This is a genomic window from Pedobacter punctiformis, assembly GCF_027213715.1.
GTDB lineage: Bacteria > Bacteroidota > Bacteroidia > Sphingobacteriales > Sphingobacteriaceae > Pedobacter > Pedobacter punctiformis.
In genome coordinates this window covers 174,174-192,313 of record NZ_JAPWGM010000003.1, presented here as the reverse complement: position 1 = coordinate 192,313, position 18,140 = coordinate 174,174, and the positions used below count along the sequence as shown (strand labels likewise).

14 protein-coding genes, 1 tRNA gene and 1 pseudogene are annotated in these 18,140 nt (G+C 35.4%); 15 read left to right on the top strand and 1 reads right to left on the bottom strand.

What is annotated here, in order from left to right:
• Positions 1 to 269: 269 nt before the first annotated feature.
• From pyrF to O0955_RS09830, 4 genes are all read left to right on the top strand, one after another.
• Positions 270 to 1,103 carry an orotidine-5'-phosphate decarboxylase gene (pyrF, locus tag O0955_RS09845; RefSeq protein WP_269427377.1) on the top strand — a complete coding sequence of 278 codons (834 nt, stop codon included), beginning with the start codon at positions 270 to 272 and terminating at the stop codon, positions 1,101 to 1,103.
• A gap of 142 nt (positions 1,104 to 1,245) precedes the next feature.
• Positions 1,246 to 2,145 carry a DMT family transporter gene (locus O0955_RS09840; RefSeq protein WP_269427376.1) on the top strand — a complete coding sequence of 300 codons (900 nt, stop codon included), beginning with the start codon at positions 1,246 to 1,248 and terminating at the stop codon, positions 2,143 to 2,145.
• A 61-nt stretch (positions 2,146 to 2,206) separates the two neighbouring features.
• Positions 2,207 to 3,490 carry a DUF2851 family protein gene (locus tag O0955_RS09835; RefSeq protein ID WP_269427375.1) on the top strand — a complete coding sequence of 428 codons (1,284 nt, stop codon included), beginning with the start codon at positions 2,207 to 2,209 and terminating at the stop codon, positions 3,488 to 3,490.
• A gap of 1 nt (position 3,491) precedes the next feature.
• The gene (locus O0955_RS09830; protein WP_131536772.1) at positions 3,492 to 3,710 is read left to right on the top strand and encodes a PspC domain-containing protein; all 219 of its coding nucleotides are present in this window, start codon (positions 3,492 to 3,494) and stop codon (positions 3,708 to 3,710) included.
• Positions 3,711 to 3,766: 56 nt separating this feature from the next.
• On the opposite strand, the gene O0955_RS09825 is transcribed toward O0955_RS09830, so the two are convergent.
• Positions 3,767 to 4,423, bottom strand: coding sequence for an ankyrin repeat domain-containing protein (locus tag O0955_RS09825; RefSeq protein WP_269427374.1), 657 nt, complete (start codon positions 4,421 to 4,423; stop codon positions 3,767 to 3,769).
• 265 nt (positions 4,424 to 4,688) lie between these two features.
• Between O0955_RS09825 and O0955_RS09820 the strand changes: the two genes are divergently transcribed.
• The 11 genes and pseudogenes from O0955_RS09820 (at position 4,689) to O0955_RS09770 (ending at position 18,094) form a co-directional block, all read left to right on the top strand.
• Positions 4,689 to 7,262: an FtsK/SpoIIIE family DNA translocase gene (locus O0955_RS09820; RefSeq protein ID WP_269427373.1), complete on the top strand. Its 2,574-nt coding sequence runs from the start codon at positions 4,689 to 4,691 to the stop codon at positions 7,260 to 7,262.
• Positions 7,263 to 8,379: 1,117 nt separating this feature from the next.
• Positions 8,380 to 8,637: pseudogene (locus tag O0955_RS18210) on the top strand (DNA translocase FtsK); the annotation flags it as partial.
• A gap of 63 nt (positions 8,638 to 8,700) precedes the next feature.
• Positions 8,701 to 9,351: an outer membrane lipoprotein periplasmic chaperone LolA1 gene (gene lolA1, locus O0955_RS09810; protein ID WP_269427371.1), complete on the top strand. Its 651-nt coding sequence runs from the start codon at positions 8,701 to 8,703 to the stop codon at positions 9,349 to 9,351.
• Between the two features lie 419 nt (positions 9,352 to 9,770).
• The gene (locus O0955_RS09805) at positions 9,771 to 10,043 is read left to right on the top strand and encodes a hypothetical protein (protein WP_269427370.1); all 273 of its coding nucleotides are present in this window, start codon (positions 9,771 to 9,773) and stop codon (positions 10,041 to 10,043) included.
• Complete coding sequence (locus tag O0955_RS09800; RefSeq protein WP_269427369.1) at positions 10,043 to 10,807, top strand: MBL fold metallo-hydrolase; 765 nt, start codon at positions 10,043 to 10,045, stop codon at positions 10,805 to 10,807. Before O0955_RS09805 ends, O0955_RS09800 begins: the two co-directional genes overlap by 1 nt.
• 61 nt (positions 10,808 to 10,868) lie before the next feature.
• Positions 10,869 to 10,952 (top strand) — tRNA-Leu (locus O0955_RS09795).
• 303 nt (positions 10,953 to 11,255) lie between these two features.
• Complete coding sequence (locus O0955_RS09790; protein WP_269427368.1) at positions 11,256 to 11,780, top strand: TetR/AcrR family transcriptional regulator; 525 nt, start codon at positions 11,256 to 11,258, stop codon at positions 11,778 to 11,780.
• Positions 11,781 to 11,784: 4 nt separating this feature from the next.
• Positions 11,785 to 12,198 (top strand): nuclear transport factor 2 family protein, encoded by a 414-nt coding sequence (locus O0955_RS09785; protein WP_269427367.1) that lies wholly within the window; start codon positions 11,785 to 11,787, stop codon positions 12,196 to 12,198.
• Between the two features lie 62 nt (positions 12,199 to 12,260).
• Positions 12,261 to 12,842, top strand: a complete 582-nt coding sequence (locus O0955_RS09780; RefSeq protein WP_269427366.1) for a Crp/Fnr family transcriptional regulator — start codon at positions 12,261 to 12,263, stop codon at positions 12,840 to 12,842.
• A gap of 66 nt (positions 12,843 to 12,908) precedes the next feature.
• On the top strand, positions 12,909 to 13,361 hold the full coding sequence (locus O0955_RS09775; protein WP_269427365.1) for a DoxX family protein: 453 nt from the start codon (positions 12,909 to 12,911) through the stop codon (positions 13,359 to 13,361).
• Between the two features lie 671 nt (positions 13,362 to 14,032).
• Positions 14,033 to 18,094, top strand: coding sequence for a hybrid sensor histidine kinase/response regulator transcription factor (locus tag O0955_RS09770; RefSeq protein ID WP_269427364.1), 4,062 nt, complete (start codon positions 14,033 to 14,035; stop codon positions 18,092 to 18,094).
• Positions 18,095 to 18,140 lie beyond the last annotated feature (46 nt).

Genomic DNA, 18,140 nt, shown 5'->3' with positions numbered 1-18,140 from the left:
AATGACCGCTCCATCATGTTTTTATGTGTGTTTATTGACTGAACAAAGCAAAAAATGCAGTTAAAAATTGATAGTAAAGGACAAGTTTTGAAGATTTTTCTGTGATGTTCAGATAAACGATTGAGGAATTATGCTGCAATTGTATGTATTTGAAACGTAATCTGCAAGAGAAAGTTTAAAATGTTTATAAAAATAATACAAATACCTGTTAAATAATAGACGCTAAAAATTTAAAAATCTTCATATTTGCAGCAAATAAGCCCAAAAATATGACTAAGCAGCAACTTTTCGATCAGATACAAAAAAAACGTTCATTTTTATGTGTTGGCCTGGATTCTTCTCTAGACAAGATTCCTCAGCACCTGTTGAAATACGAAAACCCGATCTTAGAGTTTAATAAACAAATTATTGATGCCACAAAAGATTTATGTGTAGCTTATAAACCCAATACTGCTTTTTACGAATGTTATGGAAAAAAAGGATGGGAAACTTTAACGGAAACCTGGAAATACATTCCACAGGATATTTTTACCATCGCAGATGCTAAGCGTGGCGATATTGGAAATACCTCAGCCATGTATGCAGAAACATTTTTTAATGAAGCCTCTTCAGAAATGAGCTTTGACTCAGTTACTGTTGCACCATACATGGGAAGCGATTCTGTAATGCCTTTTTTAAATTTTAAAGATAAATGGGTAATCCTTTTAGCTTTAACCTCCAACTCCGGTCATGCTGATTTTCAATTACAACCAATAGGAGAGGACCGTTTATTTGAAAAGGTAATTAAAACTTCTTCAACCTGGGCCACAGATGAGCAAATGATGTACGTAGTAGGCGCAACACGCGGTGCTGCTTTTGGCGATGTAAGAAAATTAATTCCCAATCACTTTTTATTGGTTCCCGGTGTTGGTGCTCAGGGCGGCGATTTACAGGAGGTTTGCAAATATGGACTAAATGCACAATGTGGTCTTTTAGTTAACTCAGCAAGAGGAATTATTTACGCTGGTAAAGGAGAAGATTTTGCCGAAAAAGCAAGAGAAGAAGCCTTAAAACTACAACAGGAAATGGAACAAATTTTAATTGCTGCAAACCTGGTGGGTTAAACCACAGATTGCTTGCAACAAGCATGCACTCTCTTAATGAATTTTGGTAAGCCAAAGTAGAAGTAAAAAGAATGTTAAACGGATATTAATAACTAGGGTTGTAACAAAACCTGTGTTTATCCGGACTGATCTGCAGTAAACAATGAAAGCAAAAATAGATGTGAAACTTATTGTAGCACTTACAGGTGTTGCATTAATTTGGGGTACCACTTACCTGGGTATCCGGGTTGCTGTAGAAAGCATTCCGGCATGGTATGTAACCGCCATCCGGCAAACCATAGCCTCTGTTATTATCCTTATTATTCTAATCAAGCAAAAAGAACTTAAATGGATTGGCTGGCCTGCATTCAGACGTCAGCTGGTTTTATCACTGCTTATGGTGGTAATTGCTAATGGAATGACTACCGTAGCAGAAAAAACCATTCCGAGTGGCTTAACTTCCTTAATTAATGCAACTTCACCCTTAGCGGTTTTTTTAGGTTGCGTAGCATTGGGTATTCAAAAATCTAGTTTAAAGGGGTTTATTGGCGTATTTATTGGTTTTTTAGGAGTTGTTTTTATTTTTAGAGATGGCATTAATGATTTACTGGACCCCGGTTATAGAAATGGGATTTTATCTTTAGTTGTTGCCGTAACAGGCTGGACAATTGGAACAATTTACAGTAAAAAGCATAGTGGCAAACCCGAATATATCTTTCTGAATCTTTTCTACCAGTTTGTATTTTCAGCAATTGTACAGCTTATTTTAGCTTTTATATTTTCAGGAAAAGCAGATGTTGCTTCGTGGAAAACCGAAAGCATTTTAGCAACAGCCTATCTGGCCATCTTTGGGTCGGTGCTTGGCTATTTCTGCTATCATTACGCTTTAAAGAAAGTTTCTGCATCAGAGGTTTCCATTTTAACCTATTTTAATACCGTAATTGCTATATTTTTAGGATGGTTGATTTTAAACGAAAAAGTAGATTCAGACTTAATCATTGCAACAGCCTTAATTATTGCAGGCGTTTTTATTACCAATTACAAAAAGAAAGCAGAAGCATAGTGTAATTCTGATGTATTATGATTAATATTACGATATGTATTATTAATTAGCTTTCTCGAATATGCGCTTTCCGGAAGATTTTTTGCACTACGTGTGGCAATTCAGGTCATTTGACTTTAACGAGTTGAAAACAACAACAAATGAAGATTTAAAGATCCTCAAACCCGGATTGTTAAACAAAAACGCTGGCCCTGACTTTAGTCATGCAAAGATTAAAATTGGTGAAACCCTTTGGGCAGGGAACGTTGAAATTCATCTGAAATCTTCCGACTGGCTAAAACACAATCACCAGATAGATTTAAGTTATGAAAATGTAATCCTGCATGTTGTATTTGAAAATGATGCCATTATTAAAAGGATAGACGGAACAATTTTGCCGGTTTTAGAACTGAAAAACCGTATTCCTGATGCTTTAATAGAAAAATATGCTTCTTTATTTTTAACCCTGACAGATTTTCCCTGTTCGGCACAAATTAGAAATGTAGATGGTTTCATCGTCAATTCCTTTCTTTCCAGAACCTTATTGGAACGGTTTGAAGTAAAGACAAATGCAGTTTTAGAAAACCTTAACGAACTAAACGGCAATTGGGATGAGACCTTTTATCGGTTTATTGCCCGTAATTTCGGTTTTAAAGTCAATGCTTTACCTTTCGAACTTTTCTCAAAAGCCATTTCTCAAAATATTTATGCAAAACATAAGGATAATGCTTTTCAAATAGAAGCTTTGGTTTTTGGTACAGCCGGGTTTTTAAGCGGGCAGTTTGAGGAAGAATATCCCCAAAAGTTACAAGGAGAGTTTAAATACCTGCGGAAGAAATATAAAATTAAGCCACTTGAAGTTTCCATCTGGAAATTTATGCGTATGCGGCCACAAAACTTTCCCACGATCAGATTAGCACAGTTTGCCGCTTTAATTGTTAAGGCCAATCATCTTTTCTCTAAAGTTATGACCATAAAGGATACACTCTCTTTGCGTAGTTTATTCGAAAACCTGCCTGTTAATGAGTATTGGAAAACGCATTACCACTTTAAAAAAGAAGCCCAACCGGTAACCACCCAAATTGGAAAAACATCAATCGATAACATTTTGCTAAATACTGTGGCTCTATTTTTGTTTGCTTATGGAAAACATACCGATACACAATTTTATATAAGCAGGGCAATTAAATTGCTGGAAAACCTGCCTGCAGAGAAAAATGCAATAACAGATAAATTTGTAGAAGCTGGTTTGAAAATAGATAATGCTTTTGCTTCGCAAGGAATTTTGCAGTTGAAAAAACAATATTGCGATCAAAAAAAATGCTTATCTTGTGGTATTGGAATTAAAATTTTAAAACAGGCTTAAAATGTTTCAAAGGATTATAACTTATTTTGAACAACAAAGTTTTGGCGTATCTACCTATTTGGCTAATAAGTTGAATATGAGTACGGCTAAAGTTCGTTTGTTTTTTATTTATTCGTCTTTTTTAGCCGTTGGATTTCCGATTTTATTTTATTTTCTGGCTGCAATAGTTTTAGACATCAGAACTTATATGAAGAAAATGAGACTTAGAATTTGGGAGTAGTTTCTTCGAAACCTCAAATACTAAATAACCGGCATTACCTGCCATAGATAGATTAATTAATCATCGTCTCTTAAAATCTCTGCTATTTCATTAAAGCCCTTTTCAGCTGCCAAATCAGCAGGTAATTTTCCGCCTTCCATGCGTAAAGAAACCTCCGCACCATGCTCCAGTAAAAGAATAATTAGCTCTATATTACCCAGTTGTGCTGCGGTATGCAAAGGAGCCAGGCCCGCTTTTTGACAAACATTTGGATAGGCCCCCTTATCCAGAAGCATTTTAGTAATGTTAAAGTTATTAGCCGCAACAGCAGAATGAATAGGAAATACGTTGAACCCATTTTTGGAGGCCAGGTTAACATCGGCGCCTTTTAACACTAAAAATTTTGCTAATTCTTCATGTCCGAAATAACAAGCTAAACCCAATGGCGTAAAACCATCATCAGAATAATCGTTAATGCTGTCTGGTTTTTGAAAAATTAATAAAGTTGCAGTATCAAATTTACCTACAGCACAGGCTTCAAACAAGGTTAAATCATCTGCAAACTCTGTTATTAAATCAGCAATTTCCTGCTTTTTATAATAACAAGCTAATAATAGTGGCGAAATTTTATGCGAAGTAAGCGTATTTGCCAGGGCCGGATTATTCATCAAAATATCTTTAACTGCCTGTAAATTGCCTGCTTCAATCTGTTCTTCGAGCTGCGCTATATCCATATTAAACATTTATTAATAAACAAATAAAATGAAAAATAAGGGATAATAAAAATCCCGTTTCACCTCTCCAGGTCAAACGGGATAAACCTAAAACAAAATCCGTTTCATTTGAATAAAACGTAACAACTATCATGTTGCTTAAATTAATAGACATGTATTGCCTGTAATGGTTTAAAACAGATTTAAAATTATTTATAGAAAAAGATCATCAACAGATACAACTATATATTTTATATTTGTTTTTTAATAAACACGAGGATAGAAAATGTCGTTAAGGGGTAACCAGTTTAAAACCAACACATTCAGAGATAAAAATGCTGAAAATGCATCTGGAAGAGCGACCTCTGGTCGTCAGCCAAAAGAGAAAAGAGAATACCTGCCAAACTTTGATCTGGCAGATGGACGTGCAATAAAAATTATAGGATTATTTTTCGTTATACTTTCGTTATACTTTTTAATTGCGTTCACATCTTACTTATTTACCTGGCAGGATGATCAGAGTTACGTAATTGATGCAAATGGCGGGTGGAAAAATTTATTTAAAACCGCCGAAGAATTAAAAGATACAGGTGTAACGATCCCGGTTGTACAAAACTGGCTTGGAAAATTTGGTGCATTGCTTTCGCACCAGTTTATATACGAGTGGTTTGGCATTGCATCATTTTTATTTGTACTTGCCTTTTTCATCATTGGCTACCGTTTACTTTTTAAAGTTAAAATTCTTTCCATCTCTAAAACTTTAGGATATAGCTTTTTCTTTTTGCTTTTCCTTTCGTTAACCTTAGGCTTTGCACATAGTTTTTGGTCAGAGTCTCCACATTATTTAGAGGGCGAATTTGGTTACTGGAGCAATAAATTATTGGCTGCACAAATTGGCGCAGCAGGTGTTGCAGGTTTAATTGCCTTTGCAGGATTAACGATTTTAATTATCGCCTATAACATTGATTTTAAAATCCCCGAAAGGAAGAAAGCAGAATTTGTAGAACCTGAAGTGCCAGATAATATTGAAGTGGTTAGAGAAAGACCATCGGAACCAGTTGAGTTTAACGTTCCTGGTAAATCGCCACTAAATAACGAAAGAAAACCTCAAAATGTAGTTTTAAGGCCAAACCGTTACGAAGAGCCGGAAGAGGAAGAAGATACAGCACCTCCGGTTGTATTATCGCCGCTATCTACCAATTTACCTGTAACACCGGTAGCTACTGCAGCAGCTTCATTGCCTTTAGATTTAGAAACGCCAATTGAGGAAGTAAAAGACGAGCCGGCATTTACTATCGAAAAAACAGAAGAAGAAATTAAGTCTGATGATTTGGTTGAACAGTTTGGTAATTATGATGAAAAACTGGATTTATCAGGTTATAAATACCCGCATATAGATTTACTTGAAAACTATGGCACCAATAAAATATCGGTAAATGCGGAAGAGCTGGAAGCCAATAAAAACAAAATCGTAGAAACCTTAAATCATTACAACATTGAAATTGATAAGATTAAGGCAACCATTGGCCCAACCGTAACACTTTATGAAATTATCCCGGCACCAGGCGTAAGGATTTCAAAAATTAAAAATCTAGAAGATGATATTGCACTTTCGTTAGCTGCATTAGGGATTCGTATTATTGCCCCAATGCCGGGTAAAGGAACAATTGGTATTGAAGTACCAAACCAGCACCCGGAAATGGTTGCCATGCGGAGCATTTTAAATACCGATAAATGGGCGCAAAACACAATGGATTTACCTATTGCATTGGGTAAAACCATTAGTAATGAGGTTTTTATTGCCGATTTAGCTAAAATGCCTCACTTATTGGTTGCCGGGGCTACAGGTCAGGGTAAATCTGTAGGGATTAATGCTATTTTGGTATCCCTGTTGTTTAAAAAACACCCTGCTCAGTTAAAATTTGTGCTGGTCGACCCTAAAAAGGTGGAATTAACCTTGTTTAACAGAATTGAACGCCACTTTCTGGCTAAACTTCCAGGCGAGGCAGATGCCATTATCACCGATACTAAAAAAGTAGTTAACACTTTAAATTCACTATGTATCGAAATGGATCAGCGTTATGATTTATTAAAAGATGCTCAGGTTAGAAATTTAAAAGAGTACAACGACAAATTTGTTAAACGTAAGCTTAATCCAAACAACGGACACCGCTTTTTACCATTTATTGTTTTAGTAGTGGATGAGTTTGCCGATTTAATGATGACAGCCGGAAAAGAGGTAGAAGCACCTATTGCCCGCTTGGCGCAGTTGGCCCGTGCCATTGGTATTCACCTGGTTTTAGCTACGCAGCGTCCTTCAGTAAATATTATTACCGGTACCATTAAAGCCAACTTCCCGGCCAGATTAGCCTTCAGGGTTTTATCAAAAATCGATTCACGAACCATTCTGGACAGCGGAGGCGCAGACCAGTTAATTGGCCGTGGAGATATGCTTTTATCAACAGGCAGCGACTTAATCAGGCTACAGTGTGCTTTCGTTGATACACCCGAAGTGGATCGTATTTCTGAATATATTGGTAATCAGCGGGGCTATTCTGATGCCTACCAGTTACCAGAATATATTGATGAAAACGGCGAAGGAAATAAGGCAGACTTTGATCCGGATGAGCGTGATAAATTGTTTGAAGAGGCTGCCAGGCTGATTGTAATGCACCAGCAAGGCTCTACTTCGTTAATTCAGCGTAAAATGAAATTGGGTTATAACAGGGCTGGAAGAATCATTGATCAACTGGAAGCAGCAGGAATTGTTGGCCCTTTTGAAGGAAGCAAGGCCCGTGAGGTTTTATATCCGGATGAATATTCTTTGGAACAGTTCTTGAATGGATTAAACGATAAATAAGATGCTTAAATTTTTTAAGTTTTTTTTAAAATCTAAAGAAACAACAGCATCTAATAAAACTTTAAAAACGCATGCTTCTATAAGTTTAGTTCCTAAAAAAGAAGGGCAACATCTTCTTATTACATTATCGCATAATAAAAATGAAGAGATAGAGCTTCTTAGAGTAGAGCCTAGGATTGTACCCTGTAAAAGAGAAGATTATGTAATATCGACTCCTGATGTTGCTTTAAATAAAGAATTGAAATTTTATTTTAGAAATATTCTAACTAATAAAGAATACATTAAACATATTGTTTTACCTAAATGTATTATTAATAGTATTTCTGATTCAGGTACTGTATTAAATGAACAAATATTGGTCAGTGCAGATATAGGTAGCCCTGAACTGTTTGGATATTTAATTCAACTAGAAAAGGCTGCCGATGAACAAAGAAATTTAAACAGAAAACATGGTTTGCCTTATAAAAAAATACATCATTCACTTGTTAATATTCCAAAAATAGAAAAAGATGTTTTTGAAAATGTTTATAATATTAAATGGCAGGCTGTAGGAGGGGTATGTTTTGATGATTTAGCAAGATATGGCGTGTCCTCTATTTCCGAAAACGGATTTAAATTATTAATATCCTTTAACCGGACAAACAATATTAATTATATTGTATTAAATTATTTTACGGAAAACATTTCCAGTCAACATGCTCAATTTAAAATTTATGAAAATGATAAAGTAAGTTTCTTATTTGAGAATGACCAAAGATTAACTTTTATTGTAAAGGAAAAAGCATTTAAACCCATTGATAAAAAAGAACTGAATTTAAATAATACATTAATTAAAGGTCTACATGAAATTAGAATTGAAATAAATGATGACGAATTATATTTGTTTAGTACTTCTTATTTTAAAGCGTGGAAATTAAGAGTAGAAAAATATAACCTCGAAATAGTAGGATTTATTCCTTTTCATAGTAATTATGATAATATGGATGATTTTCAGTACACTTTTAGAGCTTTAGCTACTGATTATCGAAAATTAATTGAATTGTCGTCTGATGAACTAGAAAGAAAAATTACTCAATCTAATTCAGATTTTTCAGCTTTAATTTTTGAAGGTCAGCGCAAGAGAGATTTTGATCCGGATGAGCGTGATAAATTGTTTGAAGAGGCTGCCAGACTGATTGTTATGCACCAGCAAGGCTCTACTTCGTTAATTCAGCGTAAAATGAAATTGGGTTATAACAGGGCCGGAAGAATTATTGATCAACTGGAAGCCGCAGGAATTGTTGGCCCTTTTGAAGGAAGCAAGGCCCGTGAGGTTTTATACCCGGATGAATATTCTTTGGAACAGTTCTTGAATGGATTAAACGATAAAGATTAACAACCAATTAAACTAACAGGTATTAATCTACTCTAAGTTTCAAAGAAAATTAAAAAAGAAAAGATGAAGAAATTAATTTCAGCATTAATGGTTGTAGTTGCTTTTACAACATCAACTTATGCTCAAACTGATGCAAAGGCTAAAGCAATTTTAGCAGAAGTGAGTAAAAAATATAAATCGTACAATATTGTTAAAACTGATTTTACCTTTACCCTGGATAATCCTAAAGCTAAAGTTAAAGAAACACAACAAGGTACTTTATATGTTAAAGCCAATTCTAATAAGTATAAAGTAGCCATGACGAATCAGGAATTATTTAGCGATGGTAAAAGCCAGTGGACTTATCTGAAAAAGGATAAAGAAGTTCAGGTGAGTAATGTAGATAACAGTGGCGATGCCATTAACCCTGCAAAAATATTTACCGTTTACGAAAAAGGCTTTAAATACCTGTACACCGGTGAACAAAAATCAGGTTCTAAAACGTATCAAATGATTGATTTAGCACCATTGGATGCTAAAAAAGCAATTTTTAAAGTACGTTTAAGCATTGATAAAGCCGCTAAACAAATTGCTAATGTGGTTTTATTTGATAAAAACGGAAACAAATACACGTACAATGTGAAAACTTTTTCACCAAACGTAAATGTTCCTGAAACTACTTTTGCTTTCGACTCTAAAAAATATCCAGGTGTTGAAGTGGTAGATTTAAGATAATAGTTTCTGAAAACAGAATTTAAAAGGTTCGGCATTAGTCGAGCCTTTTTTGTTTTAGCACGCTTATCATACTAAATTACTTCAACTATAAAAACACTTAAAACGCATAATAAAATTTAATCGTTTACTTTTTTAAGGGAAATCATTTGCAGCATTTCTTTGGTTAAAGCAGTCCCGCCGTGCGTTACAATCTTTTTGTGATCGTTTGAATAAAATATGAATTGTATTGCCCAAAAAGGATTTTCACTATTGTCGGGTTTATAATGAAAGACAACTTAAGGGAAATAAAACTAATGACCGGATAAGCATATTAATCCGCTCTGTTTATCAGGTGGTGAGCAGGTACAGGTTTATTTCATCAGCTTATTTTTTTCTTCCTGTATTTATGAATGCTGCGCAGATTTCTCTAAGTTTGTTTAATGACTTTGCCAATAACCAATCATACCTTAGAAAAGCTCGAACAGCTATTGCTGGCTATGGGTTTTAAAGTGAGGTATGAAAAAGGAAACTTTAAAACAGGCGCCTGTTTAATAGAGCATAATAAGGTTATTGTAGTTAATAAATTTTCTAACCTTGAGGGTAAAATTGCCGCTTTAATTGCGTTGGTTAAGCAAACCAATGCAGACGAAAACCTGTTTGATGAAAAGCAAAAGCAATTTTATTTATCGCTGCAACAGATGGAGTTATTTTAATGAAAGTTACTTTTTTAGGAACAGGAACTTCGCAGGGAGTGCCGGTTATTACATGCAAGTGCAAGGTTTGTCAATCAACAGATAAGCGGAATAACCGTTTAAGAACCTCTGTTTTAATCGAACTGGAAGATAAAACCATCGTGGTAGATAGTGGCCCCGATTTCCGGTATCAGCTGTTGCGCGAAAACGTACAGGATTTAGATGCCGTTCTCTTTACCCACGAACATAAAGATCATATTGCCGGATTAGACGATATAAGGCCCTTTAATTATTTATTGCATAAGGTTATTGATGTTTATGCAACTGAACGAGTTCAGGATGCTTTAAGAAGAGAATTTCAATATATTTTTGCGGAAACCAAATATCATGGCTTACCACAAATTAATTTACACGAAGTAGTTAACGGAAAAGATTTTAAAATAGGCACACACACCATTATTCCTTTTGAAGTGATGCATTATCGTTTGCCCATTACCGGATATAGAATTGGCGACTTTACCTACATTACCGATGCCAAAACACTTTCTGATACCTCAATAGAAACTATTAAAGGAACAAAGGTTTTGGTGTTAAATGCTTTGCAAAAAGAACAGCACATTTCCCACTTCACCCTGGCCGAAGCAGTGGCTTTTGCGGAAAGGATAGGGGCCGAAACAACTTACCTTACGCACATTAGCCATAATTTAGGTTTGCACGATGAAGTAGAAAAGGATTTACCATCCAATATTCGTTTGGCTTATGATGGATTAAAATTTGAATGTTAAGGTACAGATTTTCTTAAATCATCATCCTCAAATCCAAAATTAAATTATATTTGCAGCACTTACCCAGGTGGCGAAATTGGTAGACGCACCAGCTTGAGGGGCTGGCGCCTGTATGGGTGTGGGAGTTCGAATCTCCTCTTGGGTACTAACCAGATTCATGGTTAATTTTTTAAAGGGTTGCTCGTTAAAAAGCAGCCCTTTCTTATTGATTTTCAGTAGGTTATTATGGAAGGTTCTATCCAAATATTTTGTTCTAAATGAACCCTGACCCCATAGCAGACTATCTTTGAACAGACCCCTAATTAAAGTATGCTTTTGAGTGACGTTAGACTTATCGTATAGCAGGAATAGATTTTCTAAGCGCAAATATGAAAATAAAACCAATATAGACAGACTTGTCTGTTTTTAAAAAAAAATACTTACATTTGCATTGTAATCAATTATACAAATGCAACCAAGGCAAAGAATTTTAGAGAGCGCATTCATTCTCTTTCATAAACAAGGCTATAATTCTACTGGTATCAATCAAATTATTGCAGAGTCAAATGTTGCAAAAGCAAGTTTCTACCAGCATTTTAAATCAAAAGAAGACTTGTGTGTAGAATTTCTCAATAAACGACATACCTATTGGTTTGAGCAACTCAAAATATTTACTTCAAAAGATGGGACAAGCAAAACTAAAATTCTTGCATCTTTCGATTTTCTAATCTATATGAACGAAATTGAAAATTTTAGAGGCTGCAGTTTCCTTAATATCCTTTCTGAAATACCAGCCGACAATACAAAAATCTTGAACGTAATTCAAAGTCATAAAAACGACCTGCGACAATACTTTAAAACGCTTGTGGTGGACAGCCAATTAGCTGACCACATTTATTTGTTGTTTGAGAGCGCTATAATTGAAAGTCAGTTATTCAAAGATCAGTGGGCTATAACAAAGTCAAAAACAATAATCAACGCTTTAATAAATTGAAATAATGGAACAGAAACTACCAATCCCTCCATTTAACTTTGAGACAGCGACTCTAAAAGTACAAATGGCAGAAGATGCCTGGAATACGAAAGATCCAGAGAAAGTATCACTTGCCTATACCATTGATACTGAATGGCGAAATAGAGATTTGTTTATCAATGGAAGGGAAGAAGTAAAATCCTTTTTGACAGCCAAATGGGAAAAAGAGCTGGAGTACAAACTCAAAAAAGAATTATGGGCTTTTACCGATAATAAAATCGCCGTACGTTTTGAGTATGAATGGCACGGTCACAACGGACAATGGTATCGTTCATACGGTAATGAGAATTGGGAATTTGATGAAAACGGCTTTATGAAAAAACGTTTTGCGAGCATCAATGACCTGAAAATCGACGAAAAAAACCGGAGATTAAAATAAAAACTGTACATAACTCCGGCTGGAAATGATCGATTTGAAGGAAGTAATCAATAATTTTTAAGATGGGATTTGATTTAATACTGCAAAATATTGCCAGGTACATCCAGCTCAACAAAACAGAGACTGACTTTTTTATTTCCTTACTTCGATCAAAAACACTAAAAAAAGGGGAATACTTATTAAGACACGGCGATATTTGTAAGGTCGAAAATTTTATTATAAAAGGCTGTTTACGTGTTTACACCATAGACGAAAATGGATTTGAGCATATCGTGATGTTCGGTATAGAGAATTGGTGGGTAAGCGATCTGTACAGTTTTTTGACACAAATGCCTGCCGATTATTTAATTGACGCTTTGGAAGACAGCGAAATCCTGCAGATCACAAAAGAAAATTTGGATAGATTGTATGAAAAAGTGCCGAAATTTGAACGCTTTTTCAGGATTATTCTTCAAAATGCCTATATAGCTCAACAAAACAGGATCAATCAAAATCTTTCCAGTACTGCCGAACAAAGGTATCTGGACTTTATAAAAAAATACCCCCAATTGGAACAGCGCCTTTCCCAAAAACAGGTGGCAGCATATTTGGGCATTACACCCGTTTTTCTTAGCATGCTTCGCAGAAAACTGGTCAAAAAATAATTTATTAAACTAGTTTAATTTTTAAAAACCTGTATTTACGTCTTTTTGTGAAAAAAATAACAAAAGATGAAACACATGATTTTTAAAACGGATAACGATTGGACAGGTTTAATAACCCGTTTGACAATCGGATTGATAATGTTTCCACATGGGGCACAAAAGATACTTGGTTGGTTTGGTGGTCCAGGATTTTCTAGAGAAATGGGCTTCTTTACCGAAACCTTACACTTACCTTGGCTAATTGCTTTTTTGGTGATAATCATTGAGTTTTTTGGTGCCATTTCACTTATCATTGGCTTTGCGTCACGTCTTTGGTCTATAGCAATGATTATACTCTTTATTGGTATCATTTTCACAGAACACCTGCAACATGGATTTTTCATGAACTGGTTTGGCAATCAGAAAGGCGAGGGGTATGAATATCATTTATTGGTTATTGGCCTGGCTATGGCAACGTTAATAAATGGAAGTGGCAAATTTTCAATAGACAAAGCCTTATCCAATAGCTCCCAAAAGTAATGATTACAAAAATGCTATAACCTATATCTGCGATCTACCAAATGTTGATAAAGATCATATCTATTTAACGGCTATCTGTGCCAGTGCTGGTTATATTTCAATTGTCACCACAGAAGATAGTAGCGTTAAAGGATTAGCAATCATTGTGTCATGGTTACATGATTATGAATCGGTAAAAACTATATATGGAGGTAAAGATGAAGTTGAATTTAAGATTAATCAAGCTAAAAAAGCAATAAGATTAAATGAATTTTTTCGCTCCAAATCCTCAATTATTGGCTCTATAAGCCTCAAAAACCGCTTTAGCTGTTCAAAATATCCCTGCTGATCGGTACAGCATGTTAAATTATAGAATGCAGCTATTTAATTATCCGATAGCTGCATTTTATTTATCCTTAAACACAAAAATCAATTGTTCGCATTTTTATCGACATCAAATAGATTTTTAAGAAGGTTTATACAGCTATTCGTGCAACCAGATTTAATAATGACTTTTCATCTTCATTAACAATCCTATCCTCATTGCCTGTGTAATTTAGGATTCTTTTTACTCTGCTTTGGGCGAATTCATAATCGTTGGATTACAATTTAGCGGCTTATATAGGTTTTACCCGAATAATTATTAAATTGCTTATACCATTCTGTAGGCTTAGTTAGGGTTTAAAGCATTTATGAGGCAATATATAGTTTTTTTTTACCTGATTTTCAATTTAGTTTTTTCAGCAAAAGCATTTAACAATCATCCTTTAGATTATTTAGGCGTAAAGCAGGGTTTATCCAATAATTCAGTAACCAGCGTTTATCAGGATAGCTTTGGTTTTATGTGGTTTGGTACGCATGAAGGATTAAACCGGTTTGATGGTCATAATTTTAAGATTTTTAATAAAAATTTAAACGATTCTACGTCTCTTATAAATGATCGGGTGATTGTGATTAAAGAAGATTCAGATCATAACATTTGGATAGGCACCTGGAGAGGGGTTAGTGTTTATAACCCTATCAATTCAAAGTTTAAACCAGTATATTATAGTACCACAAAGGGTTCGCAAAAATTGATATGCCAAATAAATGCGATCGAAACAGACACACATGGAAATGTTTTTGTGGGCGGTACCGATGGGCTTATTTATTTCAATAAATCAAAAAAACAAACCACCAGGGTTCTTTTTAAAGCAACTAATTATATTGTTCAGTCTATAAAGATTGATCGCCTGAATCAAGTCTGGCTTTTTATTGAAAACTACGGCTTGGCCAGGTTTGATTACAGAACAAATTCGATTATTTTGGTTAACAGTATCCTTAAAGCGGGGCTTTGTATGGAAGCAGATCATCAGGGCAATATCTGGGTAGGAAATAAGGAAGGTTTATATCAATATAATATTAAAGAAAGCGCTTATAAATCAAAAACGGGTTATCCGCAGGTTAAAATGATAGCTGATTTACTATTTGATAAACGGGGCAATTTATGGATCAGCACAGGTGGAAAGGGTATCGTTGTTCTTGATATTCAAACCTTAAAATTCAGGCAAATTCAATCAGGTCCGGGTAAAGGAGCATTAAGCAGTGCCTGGGTACGCAGTATTTACGAAGATAAGCAGCAACGCAAGTGGATTGCGACGGAAAAAGGCGGAATAAATATCCTGGATGAGAAAAAAAACAGGTTTACAACCATCAGCCACGATCCATTTAATAAAAACAGCCTGGTTAATGATTTTACTTTTTCATTTTGCGAAGCGGAAAATGGAAATATCTGGATAGGAACAGACGGAGCAGGAATAAGCTATTGGGATAGAAAGAAAAACACCTTTAAAAATTATGCTTATGATAATGGTAATGCGGCATCATTAAGCAGTAATAATGTGGCCAGTATAGTGAGGGACTATAAAAATGACATCTGGATCGCTACTTTCGGTGGGGGAATTAATAAATTCAATAAACGTACAAATTCATTCGAACATTATACTTGTTTTAACACCGTGTCGAAGCTTTTTTCAGCTTCGGCCTGGCTCGTTTATGAAGATGGTGACAAAAGATTGTGGGCAGGCGTTTGTGGGCCGGGGGGATTGTTTTTATTAAACCGCAAGACCAACCGCTTTGAACTTTTTGATGATAAAAGCAACCTTAAGGAAGCAAATATATTGACATTGGGAGAGGATAAGCAAGGCGTATTATGGGCAGGCAATTTCGAGTATTTATTTAAAATTGACAGGAAAACAAAGGAGGTTAAAGAGTATAAAATTGAGTATCCTGTAAGGGCGGTATATGAAGATAGCCGGAATAATTTCTGGATAGGTACCCAGGGTGGCGGTTTATTGAAATTTGACAGAAAAACCGGGCAATATAAAAGTTATACAAAGGATAAGGGGTTGGCCGGAAATTCTGTATTAAATATCCTGGAAGACAGAGCAGGCAATCTTTGGATTAGTACTTTTTCCGGTCTTTCCAGAATGGATGCAGCAGGAAAGATTAAAAACTTCTATGAATCTGACGGGTTACAGGATAATCAGTTTAATTATAATGCAGCCCTAAAGTTATCTAGTGGTGAACTCCTGTTTGGTGGCATAAAAGGCTTTAATATTTTCTTTCCGGAACATATAAATCCTGTAAATAACCAACCTAAAATTTTAATCACCGGCCTGCGGATTAACAATATTCCTTACGAAGAATACGAGGAACCGGAAGGTAAAAAAAGCGTTTATGAACTTACTGAGCTTACTCTTCCTTACGATAAAGCCATTCTGTCTGTAGATTTTACCGCTCTGGAATATTCCGCACCCGATAAGATAAGCTATTCGTATTTTTTAGATGGCTGGGATAACAGCTGGAACAAAGCTGGCGAATCCCGGATTGCCAACTATTCGAGGCTTAGAGAAGGGACTTATTTTTTAAGAATAAAATCGACCAATACCGAAGGCGTTTGGATCCCCAATGAAAGAGTGCTTAAGGTAACCGTTTTGCCACCCTGGTGGCGTTCCTGGTGGGCTTATTGTATTTACATGGCAATGGGTATAGCAGTATTTTATGTATATAGCCTTTATCAAAGAAGGCAGGAACGTTTGAAATACCAGATTCAATTTGCAAATGCTAAAGCTGAACAGGAAAAAGAACTCAACGAAAAGAAGTTCGCTTTTTTTACCAACATTTCGCATGAGTTCCGAACTCCTTTAACTTTAATTATCAGTCCGATACAAGAATTTTTGAATAGCCCGAACAGCCAGATTGATTCTAAAGAACTGACAGTTGTTTACCGGAATGCTAAAAGATTATTAAGCCTGGTTGATCAACTTCTTCACTTCCGCAAGTCTGATGCCTATCATTTGAAGGTAAGCAAATTCAATATGACTGCTTTTGTCAGCGAGGTTTACTCGTGCTTTATTCAGCAGGCAAAACTAAAGAAAATAACTTTTGAGTTCATTAATGATCAGGCAGAAATAGAAGTGTATGCCGATAAAGAGAAAATAGAAATAGCACTGTTTAATTTGATCTCTAATGCATTTAAATATACGCCTGCAGGCGGTAGTATTCGTTTAAAACTTTCAGAATCAGATACAGGTATCCGGTTGGCTGTTAGTGACACCGGTACAGGGATACCCGAAAACGTGGGTTCGCGTCTTTTTGAAGAATTTTATCAGGTTAAAGATGGAGACAGTGTAAATAAAACCGGGTTTGGGATAGGTTTACACCTGGTTAAAAAGTTTGTCGATATCCATAGCGGTAAAGTATCGTATTCGAGTAAAAAAGGAGAGGGTACCGAATTTACCATCGATTTATTGAAAGGGAATACACATTTTGATTCAAAGGTAATTTTCGAAAGCTTTAATGAATCCCCTGTTTTACAGAATGAACCGGGAACAGATGAATTATGGTTAGAAGAGGAAATACTTCAAAGTAATACGGATAGAGATTTGGAAGCCGAAATAATTTCAGACAGGCCTTCTATACTGATCGTAGATAATGACGAAGAGATCCGCAATTATATGAAAGGTATTTTTTGGCCTTCTTATCAGGTATATGAGGCAAATACAGGCGAGCAAGGCTATGAACTAACTATGAGGTATGTTCCCGATATTATCATTACGGATGTGGTTATGGGAGTGATGAGCGGAGTGGAACTCTGCTTAAAAATAAAAGAAGATGCCAGCCTAAATCACATTCCTGTTGTTCTTTTAACCTCGAGTACCTCGGCAGAAATTAAACTCAAGGGAATAGAAGGAGGAGCCGATGATTATATTACAAAGCCCTTTGATAAACATATATTAATTGCCAGAGTCTCAAATTTGTTAAAGAACCGCAACAACCTTCAACGATATTTCTATAATCAAATCACTTTTAAGGAAGATGAATCAACAGTCTCTGTTGAATATAAAGAGTTTTTAAATAAATGCATTGCAATTGTCGAAAAGCACCTGCTCGATCCAAAATTCAATGTCCATACCTTTGCTGAAGAAATGGGTATGAGCTATTCAAGTCTTTTCCAAAAGGTTAAGTCCATTTCAGGACGTTCTATAAATGAATTTATCCGTTTTATCCGTTTAAGAGAAGCAGCTAAACTCTTTATTAATACAGATTGTAACATAAGTGAGGTTGCTTTTCAATGCGGATTTAATGATATGACTCATTTTCGCAAACAGTTTGGTAAATTATTTGGCATGAACCCATCTGAATATATCAGAAGCTACAGAAAAGCTTTCAATAAAACCTATAAGCTTAGCGGAAAGATTCGTAAAGCGTAAAGATTGATATCAATCCGTGTACATAAAAAAGACTGTATCCGGATAG

Excerpts from the sequence above, each read along its gene's own strand:
- pyrF (WP_269427377.1), top strand. The coding sequence starts at position 270 with ATGACTAAGCAGCAACTTTTCGATCAGATACAAAAAAAACGTTCATTT.
- O0955_RS09840 (WP_269427376.1), top strand. The coding sequence starts at position 1,246 with ATGAAAGCAAAAATAGATGTGAAACTTATTGTAGCACTTACAGGTGTT.
- O0955_RS09835 (WP_269427375.1), top strand. The coding sequence starts at position 2,207 with ATGCGCTTTCCGGAAGATTTTTTGCACTACGTGTGGCAATTCAGGTCA.
- O0955_RS09830 (WP_131536772.1), top strand. The coding sequence starts at position 3,492 with ATGTTTCAAAGGATTATAACTTATTTTGAACAACAAAGTTTTGGCGTA.
- O0955_RS09825 (WP_269427374.1), bottom strand. The coding sequence starts at position 4,423 with ATGGATATAGCGCAGCTCGAAGAACAGATTGAAGCAGGCAATTTACAG.
- O0955_RS09820 (WP_269427373.1), top strand. The coding sequence starts at position 4,689 with ATGTCGTTAAGGGGTAACCAGTTTAAAACCAACACATTCAGAGATAAA.
- lolA1 (WP_269427371.1), top strand. The coding sequence starts at position 8,701 with ATGAAGAAATTAATTTCAGCATTAATGGTTGTAGTTGCTTTTACAACA.
- O0955_RS09805 (WP_269427370.1), top strand. The coding sequence starts at position 9,771 with ATGACTTTGCCAATAACCAATCATACCTTAGAAAAGCTCGAACAGCTA.
- O0955_RS09800 (WP_269427369.1), top strand. The coding sequence starts at position 10,043 with ATGAAAGTTACTTTTTTAGGAACAGGAACTTCGCAGGGAGTGCCGGTT.
- O0955_RS09790 (WP_269427368.1), top strand. The coding sequence starts at position 11,256 with ATGCAACCAAGGCAAAGAATTTTAGAGAGCGCATTCATTCTCTTTCAT.
- O0955_RS09785 (WP_269427367.1), top strand. The coding sequence starts at position 11,785 with ATGGAACAGAAACTACCAATCCCTCCATTTAACTTTGAGACAGCGACT.
- O0955_RS09780 (WP_269427366.1), top strand. The coding sequence starts at position 12,261 with ATGGGATTTGATTTAATACTGCAAAATATTGCCAGGTACATCCAGCTC.
- O0955_RS09775 (WP_269427365.1), top strand. The coding sequence starts at position 12,909 with ATGAAACACATGATTTTTAAAACGGATAACGATTGGACAGGTTTAATA.
- O0955_RS09770 (WP_269427364.1), top strand. The coding sequence starts at position 14,033 with ATGAGGCAATATATAGTTTTTTTTTACCTGATTTTCAATTTAGTTTTT.